Origin of the sequence: Mucilaginibacter sp. PAMC 26640, assembly GCA_001596135.1 — a bacterium.
Lineage (GTDB): Bacteria > Bacteroidota > Bacteroidia > Sphingobacteriales > Sphingobacteriaceae > Mucilaginibacter.
Genome location: CP014773.1, coordinates 882378 through 904101, shown reverse-complemented (window position 1 = coordinate 904101; position 21724 = coordinate 882378). Strand labels below are relative to the sequence as shown.

Below are 21724 nucleotides of genomic sequence, written 5' to 3'. Positions count from 1 at the left end.
ACTAACTGTTCTGAAAATCTTATCTACAATTTAAGGAAAAGTAATGTTTGTTCAAATATCAAAAGAAGAATATAAAAGAGAGATCCTTAAAAAGGCATGGTACCAAACTAACAATATTATTTGGTCTATCATTTTCTTATATCCGATCTTTAGTATAGTAGATTTTATTTACGCTAACAATATTTGGCTTCAATTTTTGATCGTCCGTATTATAACAGTACTTATTATACTGGGTTTGTATAATTTTTTTCAAACCAAAAAATACAATTACCGCATACTGCTTCATCTCTGTTTTTTCTTTCTTTCCATTACATCGGCTATCTTATGTATTGTAGTTAGCCTTCAGGAGCAGCTGATCTACTTTTTAATGTATTCGGCTATTCTTTTGTTTTTCAATCTGCAAGTTTTTTGGGAGCCGATAAACTCCATAATTCAAACCTTAATTGCGCTGTTGCTGCTAGCAATATTTTATAATTTATTAAGTGATTACTCTTTGGACCTGGTTGTTAGCAATGGCGGTAACTTCTTTTTCGTGATTGCATTTATATCCTGCCTTATACCAAACGCTCGCTATAAAGTTATTGGCCGGGAGGTGCGTTCGCAAATACTTATCGAAAAATCAAACGATCAGCTGAAAGAGCAAAACCGCGACATCAACGAGAAAAATAACATTATCGACAGCCAATACGAGCAGCTTCGCAAGCTGGACGATCAAAAAAACAGCTTCATTAACATTGCTGGGCACGATCTTAAAAACCTCATTGGCCAGATAGTGATGAGTAATAACATGCTTAAGGAAGAAGACTATCGCCTTAGCGCCGATCAGAAGGAGTTTACTAATTTTATATCAGAGTCTGCCGATAAAATGCAGTACATGCTCAACAAGCTGATGGATGTTAAGGAGATCGAATCACCAGAGATGAAATTTAACCTGGAGATATTTGATATTAATGCAGAGGTGGTACACGTATTCAGGGGCCTGCAGGAAACTGCCCAGATGAAAAACATTCATTTGGTTGATAATATATTGAAGCTACCCCTGAATGTAAAGCTGGATAGGGTATTTGCCGGGCAGGTTTTTCAGAACCTGCTTTCCAACGCTATTAAGTTTTCGCAAACCAACAACAATATTAAAATTGTAACCAGTTTGCAGCGCCAGAAATTTGTGTTCGAGATCATAGATGAAGGCGTAGCTATTGGCCAGCAGGAACTTGATATGATGTTTAATAAGCTCAAAACCCTCAATGACGCTTCTGGCAGTATAGAGAGTCGCCTGGGTTTAGGCCTTTCTATAGCCAAGTTGATGACCAAGGAACTTGGTGGCGAACTGCAATACCGCAGCGATGATAATGGCAACTATTTTAGAGTAGAATTTTACGTAATAAACTAATACTGATAACCCCATGAATAGAATTTTTACCTTTTTAGCTTTTATACTGCTGAGTACAACGTCATTTGCCCAAAGCATCATTTCGTTTAAAGCTATGGGCCATGATGATGATGAACCGGTATATGGTATGAGCGGGGCAACGTCATTCTACTTTAAGATCACTCCTCAGTATGAAATTACAGGAAGCAAGCTTGTGATTTATTTCGAGCCATCGCAAGCGTTGATCAGGGAGAAATCTTTTGTGAATCTTTTTATTGGTTCGAAGCCGGTTTACAGCGCACGCTTAACAAAAGATTCTATCCAAAAGATCTCTATCAATCTTACAAAGAATGATGTATCGGCTGATAACTACCTTAAAATTGGCGTTAAAACCTTATTGACCATTACAGACGATCAGTGCCGTGATCTGGATAACCCTGCTATGTGGTTAAAAATAAAAAACTACTCCTATCTGTCGCTGGTGAAAAGCAATAAAAACTTTTTCAGCAACATCAATATAAGTAATTGCTTTGACAGCAAACGCGCTATTGTTTACCCGGTTAACCCCACCCTGCATGATTTAAAGGCAGTAGCATGGGCATACTCGCGAATGAAAAAAACACAGCAAAAAAATATTGGTGTGTACGAGGCAGATAAATTGCCAGACAGTGTCCGTAATTACATTTTGGTGGGTACAATGGCTTCCCTGAGCCCGGAAAAGCGTGCTTTGGTAAAAGTAACGCCTCAAAATAACCAGGGGTTATTATTTCTTAATAAATCAATCATTACCGTAACTGATACATTGACCCGCATGGTAGATGTTAAGGGGAAGGTTATGCCGATAAAGTCAATTGCGCAGGAGGTAATACCAAGCGAGATTTTATTTGTTACAGGTGGCGATGATGCCGGTTACGAAAAAACCATCACATCCCTGGGTAATATGAACATCCTGAATTCAACCTTTGGGGATTTCCTTTTAATCAATAAAGCACAAAACCAATTCTTTAAAACTATTGATGAGAATCGCTCAAAATTATCGTTAAAGCAAATTGGGGGCGTGAGCGATTTTTTATCCGGTATCGGTTCACTTAAAAGTGCTTACAATTTCAAAAACTCCGATTTTAGCTTTACGCCGAAAGAGGTGGAGATCCGCATTGTGGCCAATTACAGCAGTCTCAACCCGGGCGACAGAGGTTTCTTCAACATTTACCTGAATGGATTATTACTCAGCAGCGAAAAACTGGATGCTTCCGGCAAGCTCAATACAACGGTAACGATCAACCGCTATCAGCATCACAAATACAACACGCTGGAGGCCGAGTTTAGGTTTTATCCTAATAATGGTAACTGTAAAAATAGCTTTACCAATTTCTTTGCCGAGGTTGACGTAGATAAATCTTATCTTGAATCTAAAAATCCTTTCATCACCAGCGATCTGAGCTTTTACCAATACCCGGAAGCATTTAACAGCGGTACAACAAAGATCATCGTTTCTAAACCCTACGCCAAATATGCTGCAGGCGCCATGGGCGAGATTATTTATGAGTTAAATAACAATATCAACGCCAATAATTTCCCAGAGTTTATGTACTCTGACGAGGTTGAGGCAACCGAGCTTAAAAAGAATAACGTAATCGCCTTGTTATCTAAGGATGACAAGCTGATGAATCAGTTCCCCGATGCACCAATTAAGTTCAATAAAAACTTCAGGCTTTACAATACGGATAATAATACGGTTGTTTATTCCCTGTCTGATACCACATCCAACGGCTTAGCCCAGATTTTCTACGGGCGAAGCAATAACGCAACACTGGTATTAACTGCCACCGGCAAGCACTTGTCTGAGGCGTTCTTGTCGGCCTCCAAATCCATCACCGAGCAGCTGTCAACACTTAGCAGCAACGTGTGTATCTCTGATGTAAATAACAATAAGTACTTGTTCAATATCAATAAATCCAGCGATAATCTGGAGTATATAGATACTAAGAGTGCGCTAACCAGGTTTTGGGATAGCTACAACCTGTACATATTGTTAGGTATATTAGTGTTGATATTACTATCGTTCCTGTACATCCGGTCTAAAGTTCAAAAATCACAGGAATTATTTAATGACTAATGTACCTGGTGTACATGCATTCAATAACATATTAATTTTTTCATGACGATGTCTATTCCTGAGTTGTTGATTAATGACGGGTTTATTACTGCCAACGACCGTGAAAAAATTGAAAATTTTTCAAAGGAATCCGGCCTCTCATTTATCAAGATAGCGCTTACTTTAGGCTATATATCCCGCAAAAATTACGAGCGATCGATGATTAATGCGGGATATTCCTTCGCGCCTATCAGGGAGATGGCATATGATCAGGCTGTTTTAGATCAAATTGATCTGAGCTTTGCTAATGATCACCTCGCCCTGCCTTTGCGGATAGCTAACGGTAAGGTGGTAACCATAATGGCCAGCCCCGACGATGAGCTGTTTAAAGACTTCATAAAGTTTACCTACGATATGGAGCCCGAGATCATTATTGCCTCTGATTTGGATATTACCTGGTTAAGCAATAAGCTCATTGGTGATAAGTATCTTAAATCGGCCGTGTTTGAATTGATGAAACGCGATCCGGAAAGTTCTGCAGTGGTTACGTTCTCCTCCTCTCAGCTTGTATTTACCTTTATATTAATAGGCCTGGTAGCGATAGGTATGGTGTTGAGTTTTAAAAATACCTCTATCATTATTAACGTTATCATCAGTTCATTTTTCCTGGTAGCTATCATTTTCAAGCTTTTTTTAGCACTGGTAGGGTCGAGGTTTGAGCTGCACCAGGCAGTAACTAAGGATGAGTTGAAATTGGTTGTTGATGATGAACTGCCAATTTACACGATCCTGCTGCCGGTTTACAAGGAAGATAAGCTCATTAAAAAACTGATTTGGAACCTGCAGGCCATTGATTATCCGCGCCACCGCCTGGATGTGAAGTTGCTGATAGAGGAGGATGATGATCAAACATTAAATGCGGTTAGAAACCTGGATTTCCCTGCCATATTTGAAGTGATCATCGTGCCATTTCATATGCCAAAAACCAAACCTAAGGCTTGTAACTACGGCCTGCATTTTGCCCGCGGTAAATACCTTACAATTTATGATGCCGAAGATATTCCAGACACCGATCAGCTTAAAAAAGTGGTGTCCCTGTTTGGTAAATTGCCTGAAGAATACGTTTGTGTACAAAGCGCACTAAATTACTTCAACCGGAACGAAAATTTCCTTACTCGTATGTTTACGCTGGAGTATTCTTATTGGTTTGATTATATGCTCCCCGGGCTGGATACGCTGGATATCCCTATTCCCCTTGGCGGAACAAGTAACCACTTCAAACTAGATGAACTGGTTGAACTAGGGGCATGGGATCCATTTAACGTAACCGAAGATGCCGACCTGGGCGTACGTGCTTATGCAAAAGGGTACAAAATAGCCATTATCAACTCCACTACTTATGAGGAGGCAAATAACGAGCCTTTCAACTGGATCCGCCAACGTTCCCGCTGGATCAAGGGTTACATGCAAACTTACCTGGTTCATATGCGCAACCCGGCCAAGCTGGTGCGTGAAATTGGCTGGAAAGGCTTCCTGGGGTTTAACTTCTTTATCGGCGCTACACCGGTAATATTTTTGGTTTATCCGCTGCTGCTTACCTTTTTCATCTGCTATATCATCTTTGATCTTTCCAGCATTCGCACCCTTTTTCCGGATTGGGTGTTGTTCATGTCTATCTTCAACCTCATGGTAGGCAACATTCTTATGATTTACGTTAATATGATGGCGGTTTTTAAAAGGCGTTATTATGAACTGATTTTGTTTGCTATTGCCAACCCCATCTATTGGTTAATGCACTCCATAGCGGCATACAAAGGATTGTGGCAATTAATTACCAACCCCTTCTACTGGGAAAAAACTAACCACGGCCTAAGCAAAGTGAATAACCCTACAAATGTTATTAAATGAGACTTAGCAAATCACTGTTTATACTTTTACTCGCCTGTATCCTGGTTGTATACTACCTGGTTGCAGCCATCTTCCTGAATAAACTGGGGTACTATAACAACGAATCGCTATTTTATATTGAGAAGGCACATATTGTGTTTGATGGCGTAGGTGCCCGCTTAAAAGTGATGGGCCTTACCTCGCCTATGATACCTTTTTTGTCAACTTTCTTTTTCACATCTATTAGTTATACAATGGCACCCGTTCTTGCCTCGGCAATTGGTACAGCAATGCTGTTTTATGTTATTGCATCAACCCTCATCAAACGGCTCGATGATGATTTTTTCCTGTATATCTTACTTACCCTTTTCTTCCTGCATCCTGGTATTCTATATGTAGCAGCCAGCGGCAAAAGCACCTATGTGGTGCTGATATTCTTCTTCCTTTTCTTTTTAAACTTGCTTAAGTTTTATCGCAGTAACACCACATTCCACGTATCTATCGCCAGTATCTGTTTGGTCACACTTATTTTTTGCGATTACAAATTCGTGTGGCTTACCTTGTTTTTTCTGCCATTAGTGTTAACTATTACCATTCATAGCCTTAATCTGGGCGAGCAGGAAAGTATCTTCCGATTGTTTTTGAGTTTTAACAGCCCAAGCTTAAGGCGAAAACTGGTAAACAAAACCTTCAGTTTATACATCATCCTATTTGCCCTGCCACTGGTAGCGGTACTTTGCTACAAATTGCTGAACCTTACCCACGCAAGTGATCTAAACTATTTTAACGAGAGCCCGTATGCTACCTGGAACGTACTGGTAGACAAGCTAAGTTTTGATCAGCAGACTGCCAGTTTTAGCTACCAGATCCCAGAGATCAGCCTGTTACTATCGGCGCGGGTAGTTTTGTTTTGCCCAATGATCCTGATCGCTATTTACCTTTTTAGAGCGAGCACCTACCAGGCATTAACCATACTTACACCATTTGCATTCATCGAGTTTTTGCACCTTAAGTACGATAAGGTTTACCTTGCCTACCAGTACTACATGATATTTGTGATACTGGCATTCCTGTGCGTAATGTTTAAATCGCGAACAGTGAAGAATGTGAGAGGCTTTCGCATATTGCTGGTATTAACGGTGGTTATCGAGTTGTATACCGGCTGGTACTATCTTAAATCATCGCCGATACAGGAGGAACGCAATTTTCTTACTGTACTTACCAATCGCGAGGAGGATCCTACCGAGAATGAAAGTGCCGAGGTGGCCAATTACCTCAATAGCCTGCCCGATGATGCAACCGTGCTTTTGGATGATGCTACGGCTTACCCGGTAGTAGCTTTTGTGCGCCAGGAGAAGATCAAAAGCCTTACCATGCCGTATCAGGACAAGTTCCTTAGCGCACTGGAATCGCCTGACAAGTATGCCGACTACATTATGATAGCCACCGCCAGGAATTTGGTAACTGGCTATACCCAGCTGAATAACCGGTATTTGGTTAGCTTAAAACAAACCCTGCCGCAAATGTTGCTGCACAGGGTGTTTGAGACCGAGAACTGGATTGTGTACCGCGTTGTAAAGTAAGAGGTATGGAAATCATAAAATCTTTTTCGCTCATTATTTTGTGGCCTGATTTAAAAGATCCTTTTAGTTCCACCATTTGCTAAATCGATTTTTTTATTTAATTTCGATTGATTACTTCAACCAATCATTCATGCCGACTAATGCTAAATTCAAGCTGTTATTGCTTTTTGTAACCTTGCCTGTTTTCGTTTTTGCGAAGTATCCCACACAATCGACCATCTCCCGGGACACCACAGCGGGCCTGATCATTACCGATGCCTTGCAAAACAGCATGGTGGTGCAGCAGAACAAGCCATTTAAAGTTTGGGGACATGCACCGGCCGGAAAAGTGGTAACCATTAAAGCAAGCTGGCTGAATGAGCCGGTGACCGTTATGGCTGATAGTGCTAAAAACTTCCTCGGGATCATTAATGTTCCGGCTGCTAAAAAAGGCGACTACACCAAGCAAAGGCTAACCGTAATCTCCGGGCCCAATAAAGTAGTGCTGCAAAACCTGCTCATCGGCGATGTGTGGTTCTGCAGCGGGCAGTCTAACATGCAGTTCCCCATGCGGGATTTGGTGGACGGTGCCAAAAAGATCGATTCGGTAAATAACCCGTATATCCGGCTGTTGTCGGTTAACTTTAATTGGAAGTCGGTAACGGTTGATACCATCGCGGGCAGATGGGCCGAATGTAACCCGAAAACTTTAAAAGATTTTAGCGCTGTTGGCTATTATTTTGCCAATGAGATCCAGGCACGGCTGGATATTCCGATCGGTGTTATCTACTCGGGCATCGGCGGGTCTGTAACCCAGGCATACGTGGCTCGTGATGTATTGGAGGCCGATTCGGTACTGAAGGCAAAATATCTGGAACCCTTTTACAAAACCGATGCCTACAAGAACAATCAACTGAATGGTTTTAGCTGGAGTACTACCTCCTACCCTTATCTCATATACAATGCGATGATCTACCCCTTCTTTAATTTGTCAATCAAAGGCATTCTTTGGTACCAGGGCGAATCTAACCGCGAGCAGCGCGACGAGTACGTAAAACTCAATTATACCCTGATTGAAAGCTGGCGCAAAAGCTTTGCACAAGGCAGCCTGCCTTTTTACTATGTACAGGTTGCGCCGCATGCGTACGGAAAACTTGATTCTACCCTCAATGATTGTGCTTTCTTCCGCGAAGCACAGGAGAAGATTGCTAAACGCTCCAATACTGCTATGGTGGTAACGATGGATATAGGAGACAAGGACGATATCCACCCCAAAAATAAAAAGCCGGTTGGCTTAAGACTGGCCTATACCGCCCTTAACCGTACGTACGATATGCAGGATGTGGCTTACCTTGGTCCGCATTATCACCATGCCATATTTACCAGGCATCAAGCTATCATTTATTTTGGCGAAGGCACTATGGCAGGTGGCCTGAAAACTAATGACGGACAAGTACCGCGCCATTTCTTTGTAGCCGATACCGACCAGGTATTCCACTATGCCGATGCGCGTATAGAAGGCAATACTATCATATTAACCTGCAAATCTGTAAAACATCCGGTGGCGGTTCGGTATGCATTCACCAATTACCCAACAACTAATTTGCAAAACGGAGTAGACTTGCCTGCAGTACCGTTTAGAACAGATGATTGGCCGGAGGCAGTGGTGAATGCAGGTAAGTAGTTTTTACTTCTTAAGCTCCGTTTCATACAGCACCTTGCCCGCCATGTTAATCGCACTTACTTTAAAGCTATTAGCACTTACTGAAAAGTACATAAAGCCATGTTCTGATGCTGCGAAGCGGCTGTACGGAATTCCGGTAGTGACAGGAGTAAGTTCAGAACCTGCACCGGATATAAACTGGTGCGTATAACCATCCGGTTTAAGGTGCTGCAGGGAATGATCATGCCCGGAGAGGTAAACATCTACTTTGTGCTTTTCAAAAACATCGGTCATAGCTTTGCGCAAAGTTAGCGTATCATAATTTTTCATACGCGGGCCAACGGTATAATAGGGGTGGTGCCCAACCACAATTTTCCATTTTACATCGGCAGTTGCATTGGCAAGGGTGTTGTTGAGCCAGGCCATCTGTTCGGCCACGTAATCCTTCTTGCTCTCAAAAAGAAAGGGGTCGGTATCGATCATTACAAACAAAGCTTTGGCATCTTTTGCCAGGGCCACTTCTTTGGTGTAATAGCGTGCAGGCATTTTCCACCGGCGGCTTATTTTGCCGTAGCGGATTTGTGCATCGGGGTCAGCGCCATAATCATGATTGCCTAATATGGGGTACCAGTCGCATTGCAGGGAGTGCGCTGTATAGATGCTTTCAAAAGAGTAATGCCACAACGGGTCATTCTCGCTTATCACCCCTAGCGGATAAAAATTGTCACCCACAGAGATTACAAAATTGTTAGGATTAGTAGCTGCCCATAAGCCCATTTGTTTGGCCACCTCTGTTTGGTCGAATTCGCCATTGCGGCCCCAATCTCCAATAGCCAGGAAATTTAAAGGGTAGCCGTTTTTAAGCGATGCACTGGGCGAAAGGTCGTCACTATCGAGATGAGTAACTGCGGGGCCGGCTAGTGCGCTGAGCGGTGCTATTAACGATGCGCCAAGGGTAGTTAGGGTGGTTTGCTTTACAAAATCTCTGCGTTTCATGCGTGGGGTATATTTGATATATAGAAGAAAGCTCAAATTGCTTATACTGGCTCAAATCTCCGTGAAGCGTTTCACGTTTATGTTACCGCAACATTAATAATAGCGTAGCGGTGTATTTTAATTGTTACGAACTGGTGCAGTTCTGCCATAAAGCGGTAATAGCTGATTACCTAAAACAACAAAGCTGATCAAATGAAATAAGATGACATCCGCAGCCGTGCAGACTACCAAAAATTGAATGCATTTGTCGCAACTGTAGCGTTTGATTTTGCTGCATTTATCCGCCACAAAAGTTAAACCCAATTTCTTAAAAGCGATACAAATCCTAACGCCTTTTTTGAGTTAATAAAAAGTTTAATACTTGAAACATTTTTTATTTAAAAAGTATTACTTCATAGCCTATTATTAATATTTACTTATTAATGGACAACCTGTATGTTTCGCAAACCTTACCGGATGCTGATCCCCACTGTATCCGGACATATTTTGTTTTCATTGCTGGTTATTAAATTGTTTTATTAATTTATTAATGATGCCCGCACGATGAATGCCACTGTCAATAGTCGCTGCCTTGAAGCGATAAAATCTCTTACGCTCTCCGCAGCTGGAATCACTGCCGTGTCGCCAATGGATTGTCGCACAATTTCATTTTTGATCATGTCAAATACCAAGTTAGGGATAAGCGAAACTACCCTAAAAAGGCTGTATGGCTTCGCCGAGAGTAAATTCAACCCATCACTTTTTACGCTTAACGCGCTTGCTGTTTTTTGTGGCTACATTGGTTGGGATGCATTCTGCCAACTACATCTCAACGCGGTATCGATAGATAGTAGTGCGGATGTGGAAGTCTTAAAAGATCCCTTGCTGCAATTATTGTTGGAAACGCCTGTGGCAACGGTTGTTTTAAAAGCTAATGCGCCGGATTTTACCATCCTTGCCCAAAACAGCGCTTATTTGGAAGCCACTAATACAGCCAATAGGGAGATAACCGGTTTAACCTTGTGGGAAGTGTTTAGTCCAAAAAACGCAGGTGGCTTGGGGCCAACGCTTTTGCTGGAAGCTTTTCATGAAGCCATCTATTCGCAAAAAATAGTTGAGATGAAACCCTTGCAATATAATATACCGTCGGCATTGCCAAATATGGATTCCGTTTGTTGGTGGGATATGAGGATTGTACCCGTGATCTACAGCGGCGTTTGTAAATACTTAGTAGTGAACACAAAAAACATCACCGAAAGAATGGTGCATCAGGATGCCATTGAGCAGGCCATTATGAAGGAGCTGACGATGGCAGAAGACCTCGCTTCAACCAACGTAAAACTAAGTGCCGCGCTGGAAAATATAACAGAGAGCCATGACGAACTGATTAGAACAAAAGGTGAACTCGAAGCCCTTAACCGCGATTTGGAACAACGCGTTTTTGAGCGAAGTAAGAAGCTTTTTCAAAGTGAAGCAAAACAGCGGAAGTTAATTGACAATGCACCTGTCGCCATTGCCTTTTTACGCGGACCAGATTATATTATAGAAATAGCGAATAAAAAAATAATGGACTACTGGGGCAAAATTAATCCTGTGATCAATAAGCCATTGACTACAGCAGTGCCCGAATTGAGAGGCCAGTCTTTCATCAGGATGTTAGATGAGGTGAGGACTTCTGGAAAGCCTTACAGCAATCCGGAATTACGGGCAATGCTAATTTTTGACGGAATTTTGCAGCCGCGCTACTATGATATGGTTTACCAACCCATACAATTGGTGCCTGGCATAACTGATAGTATTTACGTTGTTGCTATTGATATAACGGAACATGTGATAGCCCGCCAAAAGTTAGAGGAGTCTGAAACGATATTGCGGCTGGCTGTGTCGGCAGCAAATATTGGCATATGGTCATTTAATATGAAGTACAATACCGTGAAATACAATCCTATGTTTGCAAAAATAACAGGATGGGACAGAGAATACCCTATGCCTTATGAAAAAGGAATTGAGCAGGTTACAGCCGAGTATAGGCAGGCTGTTATAGATGCTATCAATAAGGCGGTAGATGAAGGTGGGCAGTATGACATTATTTATTGTCAAAAACGATTTAATGATGGGAAGTTGGTCTGGTTAAGAGCTATCGGTAAAGTATCTTCAGAAGAACCGATTGAAAATAAAGCCTTCTCCGGCATATTGATGGAAATACCTCCTCCGCTACAAAGTTAATTGCCCTTAATCAGCGCAGGCGTAGGCCTTGCGGGTATGTCGAATACCAATTGTTAAAGGGAATTATTTTGAAATACCAGCATCTGGGATCTTTTCAAATATGCATTGGCATCATCAGAAACATTCTTGTTAGGAGACTTGGAGGCGTCAGCTTTTCTTTGGTTGTGTTTTGCAAGAAGACAGGCGATGTGTTGATTTTATTGCTAACGCACAAGATAATTATCTTGTTTAAGTTGATAAGCCAATTTATTGCCACAGCCAAGAGAGAAAAGTAACGTTTTTACTTGAGACGGCGGCAGAAAAACCTTTCGACAAGCCTGTTTTTTACGCCGCCAAATTTTGTTCAAAGTTCTGGAGTAAACAGATTTTAAGTAAGTGAAATAGATTTTTCTTGTTTTCTTGCAATTGTAAATAGCTTTAAAATAGGGTTTTATGATTTTTAAATCAAAAAATTTTGATTTTATTCATTAGTGTATTTATTACACTAAGATGATGTGTGGATGCTAATTTAATTTCACCTTTGCAGAGAATTAAAAGGGGTAAAAGTACTGCCCGATGATGGAGCAAAAGTCCCTTTAATTTAGTTGTATTTAAAGCGGTTAATACAATTGACGAAGAAGCCCAAATAAAAAACACACACAATGAAAATTAAAAATTTATTCCTTATCGCAACAATTATTATTGCCTCAGGATCATTCAAATCAACCTACGCTAATACCATAAACGACGACGCATTTACCATATTAGGTGATGTGGGCTCTATCAACAGCATAGAAGTTCACGGCAACGTAACGCTTTTTGTGACAGATGCACCTGCCGACATGATAAAGGTTTATAATAAGTATTATACTGAAGGCGCACTTATACAAAACAAGAGTGGCGTATTGCGCATTTCTTCTTACAAAAGCGAAAAATTAATTATCTGGGTAAAGGCTAAAGACCTTCGATCGGTATCATTATATGATAACGCACAGATCAAATCTTTCGGTACACTGGCTAAAATAGAATTTAGTGTAGACCTGCATGATAACGCCCTTGCAAACTTAAGCCTCGATGCTTTTAAATTGAATTTGCTGGTAAGGAACAATGCTAAAGCAGAAATCAATGGGGTTGCTGGAGAATTTAACCTGAACCGCGAAGTTGACCAAAATGTTACCCGCAATAACCTCGCGGTAACACAACTGTTCGAAAATAAAAATGCGGTTGTTACAACCAAGCAAATCACTGCTATCTAATAAAAAGTTTAACAAATATTTGCAAAAGCTGCCCGCATCCGGGCGGCATTTTTTATGCTCGTTTATTTAACGTTTGCTATGCCCGTAAGCGTGCGTTTAGTATATCTGGTCCTACGCTCGTTTTAATCAGTTAGGATTATTTTAAATCTGCCAGCCATTGCTTTTCCGATGGCTGTCTATGCTATTTATTTATCTGCACCTTGCTGCGATATATTATTTTTTAATTGCGAACAATAATTAAATTTGGGTAGTTAATCCGACCTTATGAACAATCATTTCATTACTACACAGCCGTTTTCTGTACATCAACGCAAAAAATCAGCATTGATAGATATTGCTAATAAAGGTTTACGCTTTCTTAAAACGGGCTACCAGATACAGCAACTTGATACCAGCGTAGATATGAACACCGTGGAGCAGCGTATCAATTACTACCATTTATTAGATGGAGTGATAATGAGCGGTATCCCCGGCGATGTGATTGAATTGGGCTGTTTCACGGGGCAGTGTGCCGTTTTGTTTGAGAAAGTAATAGAACAACGGCAGTCTAAAAAACAATTGCACCTTTACGATAGCTTCTTCGCCAGCTTTAAACATAAAGGAAGTGTAGAAGATGAATTGAAGCTGAATTTTAAGAAAGCCGGACTTAAACTCCCCGTTATCCATAAAGGTGATTTTAAAACCACCCTGCCTGATGAACTGCCTGCCGAAATTGCTTTTGTACACATCGATTGCGGTTATGGGGGAGATAAATTTGAGCATAAGGCGGTAATGCTGCATTGTTTCGCAAGTATCTATCCGCGTATGCCAAAAGGGGCTATTTGCATCTTAATGGATTATTACGATAAAGCAGAAAATGCCGACGGGCTTGATATTAACCCGGGCGTAAAGCTAGCCTATGATGAGTTTTTTGCTGATAAGCCGGAACAGATCATCTGCCTGTTCGGTAACCAATATAACCATGCTTATTTCAGGAAAGAATAATTGTTGAGCTAACCGGGCAGCAAAAATCTGTATCCACTAATCAAGAAATAGTGCTCGATGCAAGGTTGGTACAACAAAAACCAAGTACAAAAAAAAGCTGCCGGCTAATGCGAGGCAGCTTTTTTTTTAGCAATTGCCGATGAATTATCCTTTTATAAATTCCAGCAGATCTTTATTAATGGTAGCAGCTTCAGTAGTTGGCATGCCGTGCGGAAAACCTGGGTATGAAATAAGTTTGCCATCCTTAACCAATTTTACTGCTTTCGCTCCGGTGAGCTCAAACGGTACTATCTGGTCGTCTTCCCCATGGAGTACCAGCACAGGCACATCTACGCTTTTTAAATCCTCCGTAAAGTCGGTTTCTGAAAAAGCCTTTACACAATCATAGTGCGCTTTGATGCCGCCCATCATACCCTGGCGCCACCAATTGTCTTTTACGCCCTGTGATATTTTTGCACCCTCGCGGTTGTAACCATAAAAAGGAATCGTAAAATCTTGAAAGTATTGGGTGCGTTGTGTTGCAGTATGCTCACGGATCTCATCAAATATTGCCATCGGTACGCCATCCGGATTACTTTCGGATTTTGCCATTGTCGGCGTAACCGCACTAATGAGTACAGCTTTTGCCACGCGCCCTTTGCCGTATTTGGCAACATAACGAATCACTTCACCGCCGCCGGTTGAATGGCCAACGTGTATGGCGTCTTTCAGATCCAGAAACTCAGTCAGTTCGGCTACATCAGCAGCGTAGGTGTCCATATCGTTGCCAACCGCAGTTTGGGTAGATCTGCCGTGGCCCCGGCGGTCATGTGCTATAACCCGGTAGCCATGCTCAAGAAAGAACATCATCTGCCCATCCCAGTCATCTCCAGATAATGGCCAGCCGTGATGAAAAACAATGGGTTGGCCGGTTCCCCAGTCTTTGTAATAAATTTCGGTTCCGTCTTTTACTGTGATTTTGCTCATGGTGTTTTAATTATGATAGTGAAAATTTTGGAAAAATTCTTCAAGATGCGTTTTCCCGTTTATAAACAGGAAGTAACTTCAAAAACGGCTTGAATTAGCCAACGCTAATTCAAATGGCCTAAGGGTGAGACATCGCCAGTTTGAATGGCTAATTTACAAAACCGCCCGCAATATCATCACCAAAAAAAGCTGAATGATTGTAAAAATTGGAGCAAAGCGAGGTTGTTATTTACCGCTAAAAAAACCGATAGTCTTTGGCGCTTCAGTCTCGGTAGCCAGGCCTTCTATAAAAAGTTGCCCATCTTTTATTTTAAAGCTAAGTGTCCGTTCGTCAGGCTTAAAATTGTCTGATGCAAATAAAGTTTTCAGTTGCTCTATAATCGCCTTCCTGTCGAAATTTGGGCTTGTTTTCAGGTTGTCTTTTTCTACACCCAGTAGTATGCCTTCTACTTTGTAAGAGAATATTTTCGAGTTCATAAATATCGTTTTATCAAACACGAATATAATGGTTGTGAATGCCTATTTTGTACCTATTATTTATCAAGATTGCTTTTTGCAAACAAAACTTTAGTGTCGACTGTCGATTATTGTATAGAGAACCTCCGCTGCGGCAACAGCTGTTGGTTTTACAACAAAAAAAGCCCAATTACCCTATACCATGAATGATGATTTTTACCGGCATTTATTTGAGAAGCCAAATCATAATAAGAACGTTCCGCCTAATAAAGCAATAGCACATTGGGCGCTGAATGTTATAGGCTTGTTGTATCCGGAGGTTGCCAACAATGGCTTTGCAGATCCGCAGGAACTTAAGACCTATGCGCTTGGCTTGCAAAGAGAGCTGCGCGAAATAATTTGCCTGGCAACGGGTTGTGCATCTGGTGTTGCCGATCCGCTGTCAGAACGTTTTTTCGATGAACTTCCCGAACTCTATCGTACATTAAATACCGATATCCAGTCGATTTATGAAGGTGATCCCGCTGCGCATAACGAATTTGAGGTTGTGCGCACCTATCCGGGTTTTTTCGCCATTTGCTTTTACCGTATGGCGCATATCTTGTCTGACTATGGCGTACCGTTGGTTCCGCGCATATTAACGGAATATGCCCACTCCAAAACCGGTATTGATATTCATCCCGCTGCTCAAATTGGCGAGTATTTTTATATCGATCATGGTACCGGGATCGTTATCGGTGAAACTACCGTTATTGGCAACCATGTAAAGCTTTACCAGGGTGTTACGCTTGGGGCGCTGAGCGTTCATAAGCATCATGCAGGTAGCAAGCGGCACCCAACGGTGGAAGATCATGTGGTGATCTACTCCGGGGCCACCATTTTGGGCGGTGATACTGTGATCGGGCATGATTGTACCATTGGCGGTAATGTTTGGCTTACGCAAAGCATAGCGCCATACTCTACCGTTTACCACTCACCAAATATTAACGTGCGTACCCTCAACGAACTTTTATAGCTTACAACCTATGGCAGGCATTATAGATCTAATTGGAAATACGCCGCTGGCGGAGCTTACCAAACTAAACCCCAACCCCAACGTGCGGATTTTTGCCAAACTGGAGGGCAATAATCCAGGCGGCAGTGTTAAAGACCGCGCATCGCTGAATATGATCAGGAGTGCGATAGAGCGCGGAGAAATTAAGCCCGGGATGAAACTGGTAGAAGCCACCAGCGGTAACACCGGAATAGCCCTGGCGATGATAGCTGCTCTATTTGATTTGGAAATTGAACTGGTTATGCCATCAAATTCAACCCGGGAGCGTAAGGTTACCATGGAAGCGTTTGGCGCTAAGGTTACCTTGCTGGAAAGTATAGAAGCCTGCAGGGATTATGCAGATGAAAGAGGGCTATCGGGCGAATATTATGTGCTGAACCAGTTTGCCAACAGTGATAACTATATGGCGCACTATAAAACTACTGGTCCGGAAATTTGGCGCGATACTGCAGGTGGCGTTACCCACTTTGTAAGCTCAATGGGGACTACCGGTACCATTATGGGCTGCTCAAAATATTTAAAGGAGATGAATCCGGAGATCCAGATTGTTGGTTGCCAGCCAACCGAGGGCTCTTCTATCCCCGGCATCCGCCGCTGGCCTCAGGAATATCTCCCAAAGATCTTCGACCCAAGCCGGGTAGACCGGATAATGGATATCGACCAGGCCGTTGCTACCGAAATGAGCCGCAAAATGGCCCGTGTAGAGGGTTTGTTTGCGGGCATGAGTAGTGGCGGGGCATGTTCTGCGGCGCTGAAACTTGCGGAAGAACTGGAGAGCGGCACCATCGTGTTTATTGCCTGCGACAGGGGCGACAGGTATTTAAGCAGCGATTTGTTTGGATGATCACAAGCTGGTGAACCTTGTTCGCGTTCGCGCGCAAACTAGGTAAACCGTCCCTAAACAATCCGAACAGCCCCGAACAAGCCCGAACACAAAAGTTCGGGCACTTTAGAAGGGTAAAAATTTACAATAAGATCCCGCCCAGATCTGCCGGGGAATAATTGATGGATTTTAACGTTTTGTTATCCTGTGTGCGGTACACTAAAAACAAATCCTCTTCTTCTTTATAATGTGCTTCGCTGCCATCTTTAGCTTTATAATGCGCTATAGTTTGGTGAGCTTCTTCAATAGTTTTGCAGGCCTTGCTCATGTTAGAACGGTGCACCTCATCAAACAAAGTTTTAAATTTTTCGCCAAGTCCAAACTCAAGTATTGCACCTGCCAATACGTATTGTATATCGCAAAGCGCATCGGCAATCTCCACCAGGTTGTTATCGGCGATAGCTTCCTGTAGTTCCTTTACCTCTTCGGCTAGTAAGGATACACGCAAGGCACAACGTTCCGGAGAGGGGATGGCCGGGCCGTCAACCACCGGGTGTTTAAACGTTTTATGAAATTCGGCGACTTGGTTTAACGCGTTGGGCTCTTGCATGGCGGTATTTTTAATTTGGGCCGAAAGATAGGAATTATTTTATTTTCGGGTTTAAACATATGCGAGACATAAATATCGATATGCTCGGGCGCTAAATAAAAGCAGGCGCAAACAAAAATCTCAAAAACTATTTCTTAATACCCAACCTCCAAATAACCCAACTGAATCAGCGTGTTGTATACGGCAGCTACGGTGTTGTTAACAGATCTTCTGCCTGCCATTTTGAGCCGGGCAGGGGTAATGCCCCATTTATTTGCCCAGTAGGTTACTTCATTCTCTTTCTTAAAATTGATGGTGAAAAGCCGGCTGAAAACGCCTGTCATTAAACTGTTCATAGTAGATTTTTACGTTTTAATTTAAAATTAAACCTTAAACTCCGGGGCCAGGGGCAGTAGCTTTCCGGTATGTTATAATAACCCGTGTTGTTTAAATATATTGCATTTAAACCCTGTTTTAACACTTTTTTACAATTCAATATATCTCTTAAACGATCGTACAGAGGTTGCCTTCTACTTAACCAGCTCGATAGTAGCTTGATAATCCCCTGCCGTTAAAGCGTACGGATCACCTTGCAGGGATTGCCGCCGGCAAACACATTATCCGGGATATCTTTTGTTACTACCGCACCCGCACCAATAGTGGTATTACTGCCAATAGTTACGCCGGGGCAAATGATAGCACCGCCGCCTATCCAAACGTTATCGCCAATAGTAATGGGTTTGGCCAGTTCCGGACCTTTGATGCGCTCGCTGGCGATAACCGGGTGATAAGCCGTGTAGATCTGCACACATGGGCCAGCCATAAAATTATCACCGATGGTCACCATGGCGCAATCCAGTATCACGCAATTGAAGTTCATAAAGAAGTTTTCGCCCACACGGATGTGCGCGCCATAATCACAATAAAAGGGTGGCTGAATATCCAGCGTGCTGCATTTACCGAGCAGCTGTTGCAAAACCGCTACGCGAGGTTCCAGTGGCTCGGCTATCATTTGGTTGTATTGCGCCATTAACGTACGGGCATTTGCACGCATGTTGCTTAGCTGCTGATCGTTGGCGATGTAAAGTTCGCCGTCAAGCATTTTTTGGAGTTCGGTTTTTTGTTGGGTCATTGATTTGTTTTGATTAGTAAGACAATGTTACCTTTTGCAATATGCTAATATCTTCTTTACAATCAAACCGGACGATCCCTCCCTAGCACTCCGGCAAACTGATCGGGATATTAATAGCTAACCCTCCGTCGGATGTTTCCTTGTATTTAGAATTCATATCCAGTGCGGTTTGCCACATGGTACGTACCACCGCATCAAGGCTTACTTTTGCTTTGTCCGGGTTGCTTTGCAGGGCTAGCTGCGTAGCCGTGATTGCTTTGATGGCACCCATGGTATTACGTTCGATGCAGGGTACCTGCACTAACCCGCCTATCGGATCGCAGGTAAGGCCGAGGTGATGCTCCATCGCAATTTCTGCGGCCATTAATACCTGGCGCTGGCTGCCACCCAATACTTCGGTTAAAGCTGCTGCTGCCATGGCTGATGATACGCCGATCTCTGCCTGGCAGCCACCCATAGCGGCGGATATGGTAGCCCCCTTTTTGAAAATGCTGCCAACCTCTGATGCGGTAAGCATAAACTGCATAATGCTATCCTCGTCGTAACCATCGCAAAAGCAAATAAAGTATTGCAGTACAGCCGGGATAACGCCCGCTGCGCCATTGGTGGGCGCTGTAACTACCCTGCCAAAGCTGGCATTTTCCTCGTTAACGGCAAGTGCAAAGCAGCTTACCCAATCTAAAATATTCTGGAAACTGCTGCCGGTTTCCCGGATAGCAGCCACCCACTCGGTATAGTTGCTATAGGTACGGTTGCCCAACAGGCGTTGATTTAATTTGGATGCACGGCGGCCAACATTTAGGCCGCCTGGGAGGTTGCCGGGGGTATGGCTGCCGCGATACATGCATTCGGTCATCACGTTGAATATTTGCAGCACACCGTTGCGTGTTTCAGCTTCGCTTCGCCAGGCCAGTTCGTTCTCGGCTACCACTTCCGAAATTTTGAGTCCCGTTTTAAGGCACCAATGTAAAAGATCTCCGGCCGTATCTACCGGGAAGGGAAGATCTACCTCTGCTTTAGGATGACTTTGGCCACCCTCTTTTACGACGAACCCGCCACCAATGGAATAATACGTAGCCGATACGCCTTCGCCATTGTTTAAAAAAGCCTGGAAGGTGACGGCATTTGGATGAAAAGGAAGGCTTTCGGTGTACAGGAACAGCATATCCTCATCAAATTGAAAGCTGATCTCTTGCACCCCTCCTAAGTGCAGTTTGCGCCTGGAATTGATCTGCCCAATTTTGGTATTTATCTGGTCCACAGCAAAGGTTACGGGGTCGTCACCGCTCAGGCCAAGCAGGATAGCGATATCGGTGCCATGGCCGCGGCCGGTTTTTGCCAGCGAGCCGTAAAGCAAAACCTTTACTTCGGCAACAAGCGTTAATACGTCTTGCTCCTGTAAAAGCTGCACAAACTGCTGGGCGGCCCGCCAGGGGCCAAGCGTATGCGAACTCGATGGGCCAATGCCTATCTTAAACATATCAAAAACCGAAATTTGCTCTCTTTGCATCGGCACAAAACTACTCATACTCACAGAATAAATATTTTATTAGTGTTTAATTATCGCGGATGGTTTTATAACTTAAACCAAAGTTAATAACAGCTCAAAATAAAAAACGATGGATTGGCTCAACGCCCATTTGCTCACCTGCCCCTTTAAATATTTTACGGGTATCGATTGCCCTGGCTGTGGTTTTCAGCGATCGGTTTTGGCGCTGCTTGCTGGCAACCTGCGGGATAGTGTGCATTTGTACCCAGCAACCATACCCATATTGGCTGCCGCAGTTTTTCTAATCATTCAAACCAAGGTGCCACTCAAATATATTAGTGTAATAAAAAACGGAATTTATCTAACGTTGGCTGGTATAATCCTAATAAGCTACAGTATAAAACTTTTAAGCTTACCGGGTTAAGCTACAACATTTCCGAATGTGCTACCTGGTGGCTATAATCTTTCAAAATGGTTTGCAGGAAACGCATATCATTCATCTCGGGCGGGGTACTGATATTTAAATGCTGCTTTATCTGGTAAGCCATGTTATATACCACTACATTGTTTTGCGTTTTTGAGTAGGTATTGATGACCTCATTCACCAGTTCTATATCTTTTTCGCTCAGTTGCCCGGCCGATGCAAAAACAGGCTCATATCCATCGTAGGCGGGCATAAAGGCCAGCTGGGTCAAATTTGTGCGGGGCTGGGTTTTTATAAGTATGGTACCTGCAACCAGGTCGCCTACGCGCTGCACTTTTTCGCTGATGGCTGCAACCACCAGGGCCACAGCCCCGAAGGTGATACCAAAGTCAATGATCCTGAACAGCCAGCGTAAAATGTACTGGCTTAGGCGGGGTTGCGCGCCATCAAGGCTTACTACTTTAATTTTCATCACTTTTTTGCCAACGGATTGCCCGTTCATGAATAGCTCGCAGGCAAGATCATAAAAAACGTATAGTACGGCGTAAAGAATAATCAACACCATCCCCAATGCATCCGCCATGTTGAGGCTAATCCCTAAAATGATAGTGGAGAGATAGATCACAAAAAAAATCCCGAAATCGATAATACTGGCTACGAGCCGTTCTCCCAGGCCGGCCAGTTCATAGTCGATATCGATGTTTTGGGATGTAGTGATACGGATGGTTTGCATGTTAAGAAATATATATGGTCAATTTGCTGGTTTTTTGTTGAATTATAAAACTTTTGTAATTA

General features: G+C 42.9%; 19 protein-coding genes. 11 read left to right on the top strand and 8 right to left on the bottom strand.

Going from position 1 to position 21724, the window contains the following annotated elements; translation table 11 throughout:
- Positions 1-43 precede the first annotated feature (43 nt).
- The 5 genes from A0256_03920 (at position 44) to A0256_03900 (ending at position 8597) form a co-directional block, all read left to right on the top strand.
- A complete protein-coding gene (locus A0256_03920; protein ID AMR30630.1) occupies positions 44-1390 on the top strand; it encodes a hypothetical protein in 1347 nt (448 codons plus the stop codon).
- A 13-nt stretch (positions 1391-1403) separates the two neighbouring features.
- Positions 1404-3485, top strand: coding sequence for a hypothetical protein (locus A0256_03915; protein AMR30629.1), 2082 nt, complete (start codon positions 1404-1406; stop codon positions 3483-3485).
- Between the two features lie 42 nt (positions 3486-3527).
- Positions 3528-5372, top strand: a complete 1845-nt coding sequence (locus A0256_03910) for a glycosyl transferase (GenBank protein AMR30628.1) — start codon at positions 3528-3530, stop codon at positions 5370-5372.
- A complete protein-coding gene (locus A0256_03905) occupies positions 5369-6934 on the top strand; it encodes a hypothetical protein (GenBank protein ID AMR30627.1) in 1566 nt (521 codons plus the stop codon). Before A0256_03910 ends, A0256_03905 begins: the two co-directional genes overlap by 4 nt.
- Before the next feature lie 130 nt (positions 6935-7064).
- Complete coding sequence (locus A0256_03900; GenBank protein ID AMR30626.1) at positions 7065-8597, top strand: hypothetical protein; 1533 nt, start codon at positions 7065-7067, stop codon at positions 8595-8597.
- Positions 8598-8600: 3 nt separating this feature from the next.
- On the opposite strand, the gene A0256_03895 is transcribed toward A0256_03900, so the two are convergent.
- Positions 8601-9572, bottom strand: a complete 972-nt coding sequence (locus tag A0256_03895) for an acid phosphatase (GenBank protein ID AMR30625.1) — start codon at positions 9570-9572, stop codon at positions 8601-8603.
- A gap of 657 nt (positions 9573-10229) precedes the next feature.
- Between A0256_03895 and A0256_03890 the strand changes: the two genes are divergently transcribed.
- From A0256_03890 to A0256_03880, 3 genes are all read left to right on the top strand, one after another.
- Entirely contained in the window at positions 10230-11777 is a 1548-nt protein-coding gene (locus A0256_03890; GenBank protein AMR30624.1) for a hypothetical protein, read from the top strand.
- A 641-nt stretch (positions 11778-12418) separates the two neighbouring features.
- Entirely contained in the window at positions 12419-13012 is a 594-nt protein-coding gene (locus A0256_03885; protein ID AMR30623.1) for a hypothetical protein, read from the top strand.
- 264 nt (positions 13013-13276) lie between these two features.
- Entirely contained in the window at positions 13277-13996 is a 720-nt protein-coding gene (locus A0256_03880) for a hypothetical protein (protein ID AMR30622.1), read from the top strand.
- Between the two features lie 144 nt (positions 13997-14140).
- On the opposite strand, the gene A0256_03875 is transcribed toward A0256_03880, so the two are convergent.
- Together A0256_03875 and A0256_03870 are read right to left on the bottom strand one after the other, a co-directional pair.
- Positions 14141-14962 carry a chloroperoxidase gene (locus A0256_03875; GenBank protein ID AMR30621.1) on the bottom strand — a complete coding sequence of 274 codons (822 nt, stop codon included), beginning with the start codon at positions 14960-14962 and terminating at the stop codon, positions 14141-14143.
- Positions 14963-15187: 225 nt separating this feature from the next.
- Positions 15188-15439, bottom strand: coding sequence for a hypothetical protein (locus A0256_03870; GenBank protein ID AMR30620.1), 252 nt, complete (start codon positions 15437-15439; stop codon positions 15188-15190).
- A gap of 181 nt (positions 15440-15620) precedes the next feature.
- Here A0256_03870 and A0256_03865 point away from each other — a divergent pair, with 181 nt between their 5' ends.
- Positions 15621-16433 carry a serine acetyltransferase gene (locus A0256_03865; GenBank protein AMR30619.1) on the top strand — a complete coding sequence of 271 codons (813 nt, stop codon included), beginning with the start codon at positions 15621-15623 and terminating at the stop codon, positions 16431-16433.
- Between the two features lie 10 nt (positions 16434-16443).
- Complete coding sequence (cysM, locus tag A0256_03860) at positions 16444-17316, top strand: cysteine synthase (GenBank protein ID AMR30618.1); 873 nt, start codon at positions 16444-16446, stop codon at positions 17314-17316.
- Between the two features lie 121 nt (positions 17317-17437).
- On the opposite strand, the gene A0256_03855 is transcribed toward cysM, so the two are convergent.
- The 4 genes from A0256_03855 to A0256_03840 form a co-directional block, all read right to left on the bottom strand.
- Entirely contained in the window at positions 17438-17905 is a 468-nt protein-coding gene (locus A0256_03855; GenBank protein AMR30617.1) for a hypothetical protein, read from the bottom strand.
- Positions 17906-18039: 134 nt separating this feature from the next.
- On the bottom strand, positions 18040-18228 hold the full coding sequence (locus A0256_03850) for a hypothetical protein (GenBank protein ID AMR30616.1): 189 nt from the start codon (positions 18226-18228) through the stop codon (positions 18040-18042).
- A 227-nt stretch (positions 18229-18455) separates the two neighbouring features.
- Positions 18456-19016 (bottom strand): maltose acetyltransferase, encoded by a 561-nt coding sequence (locus A0256_03845; GenBank protein ID AMR30615.1) that lies wholly within the window; start codon positions 19014-19016, stop codon positions 18456-18458.
- An 82-nt stretch (positions 19017-19098) separates the two neighbouring features.
- Positions 19099-20526, bottom strand: coding sequence for an L-serine ammonia-lyase (locus tag A0256_03840; GenBank protein ID AMR34420.1), 1428 nt, complete (start codon positions 20524-20526; stop codon positions 19099-19101).
- 109 nt (positions 20527-20635) lie between these two features.
- Here A0256_03840 and A0256_03835 point away from each other — a divergent pair, with 109 nt between their 5' ends.
- Complete coding sequence (locus A0256_03835) at positions 20636-20929, top strand: hypothetical protein (GenBank protein AMR30614.1); 294 nt, start codon at positions 20636-20638, stop codon at positions 20927-20929.
- A gap of 1 nt (position 20930) precedes the next feature.
- Here the strand turns inward: A0256_03835 and A0256_03830 are convergent, their stop codons facing one another.
- The gene (locus A0256_03830; GenBank protein ID AMR30613.1) at positions 20931-21662 is read right to left on the bottom strand and encodes a hypothetical protein; all 732 of its coding nucleotides are present in this window, start codon (positions 21660-21662) and stop codon (positions 20931-20933) included.
- Positions 21663-21724: the final 62 nt, after the last annotated feature.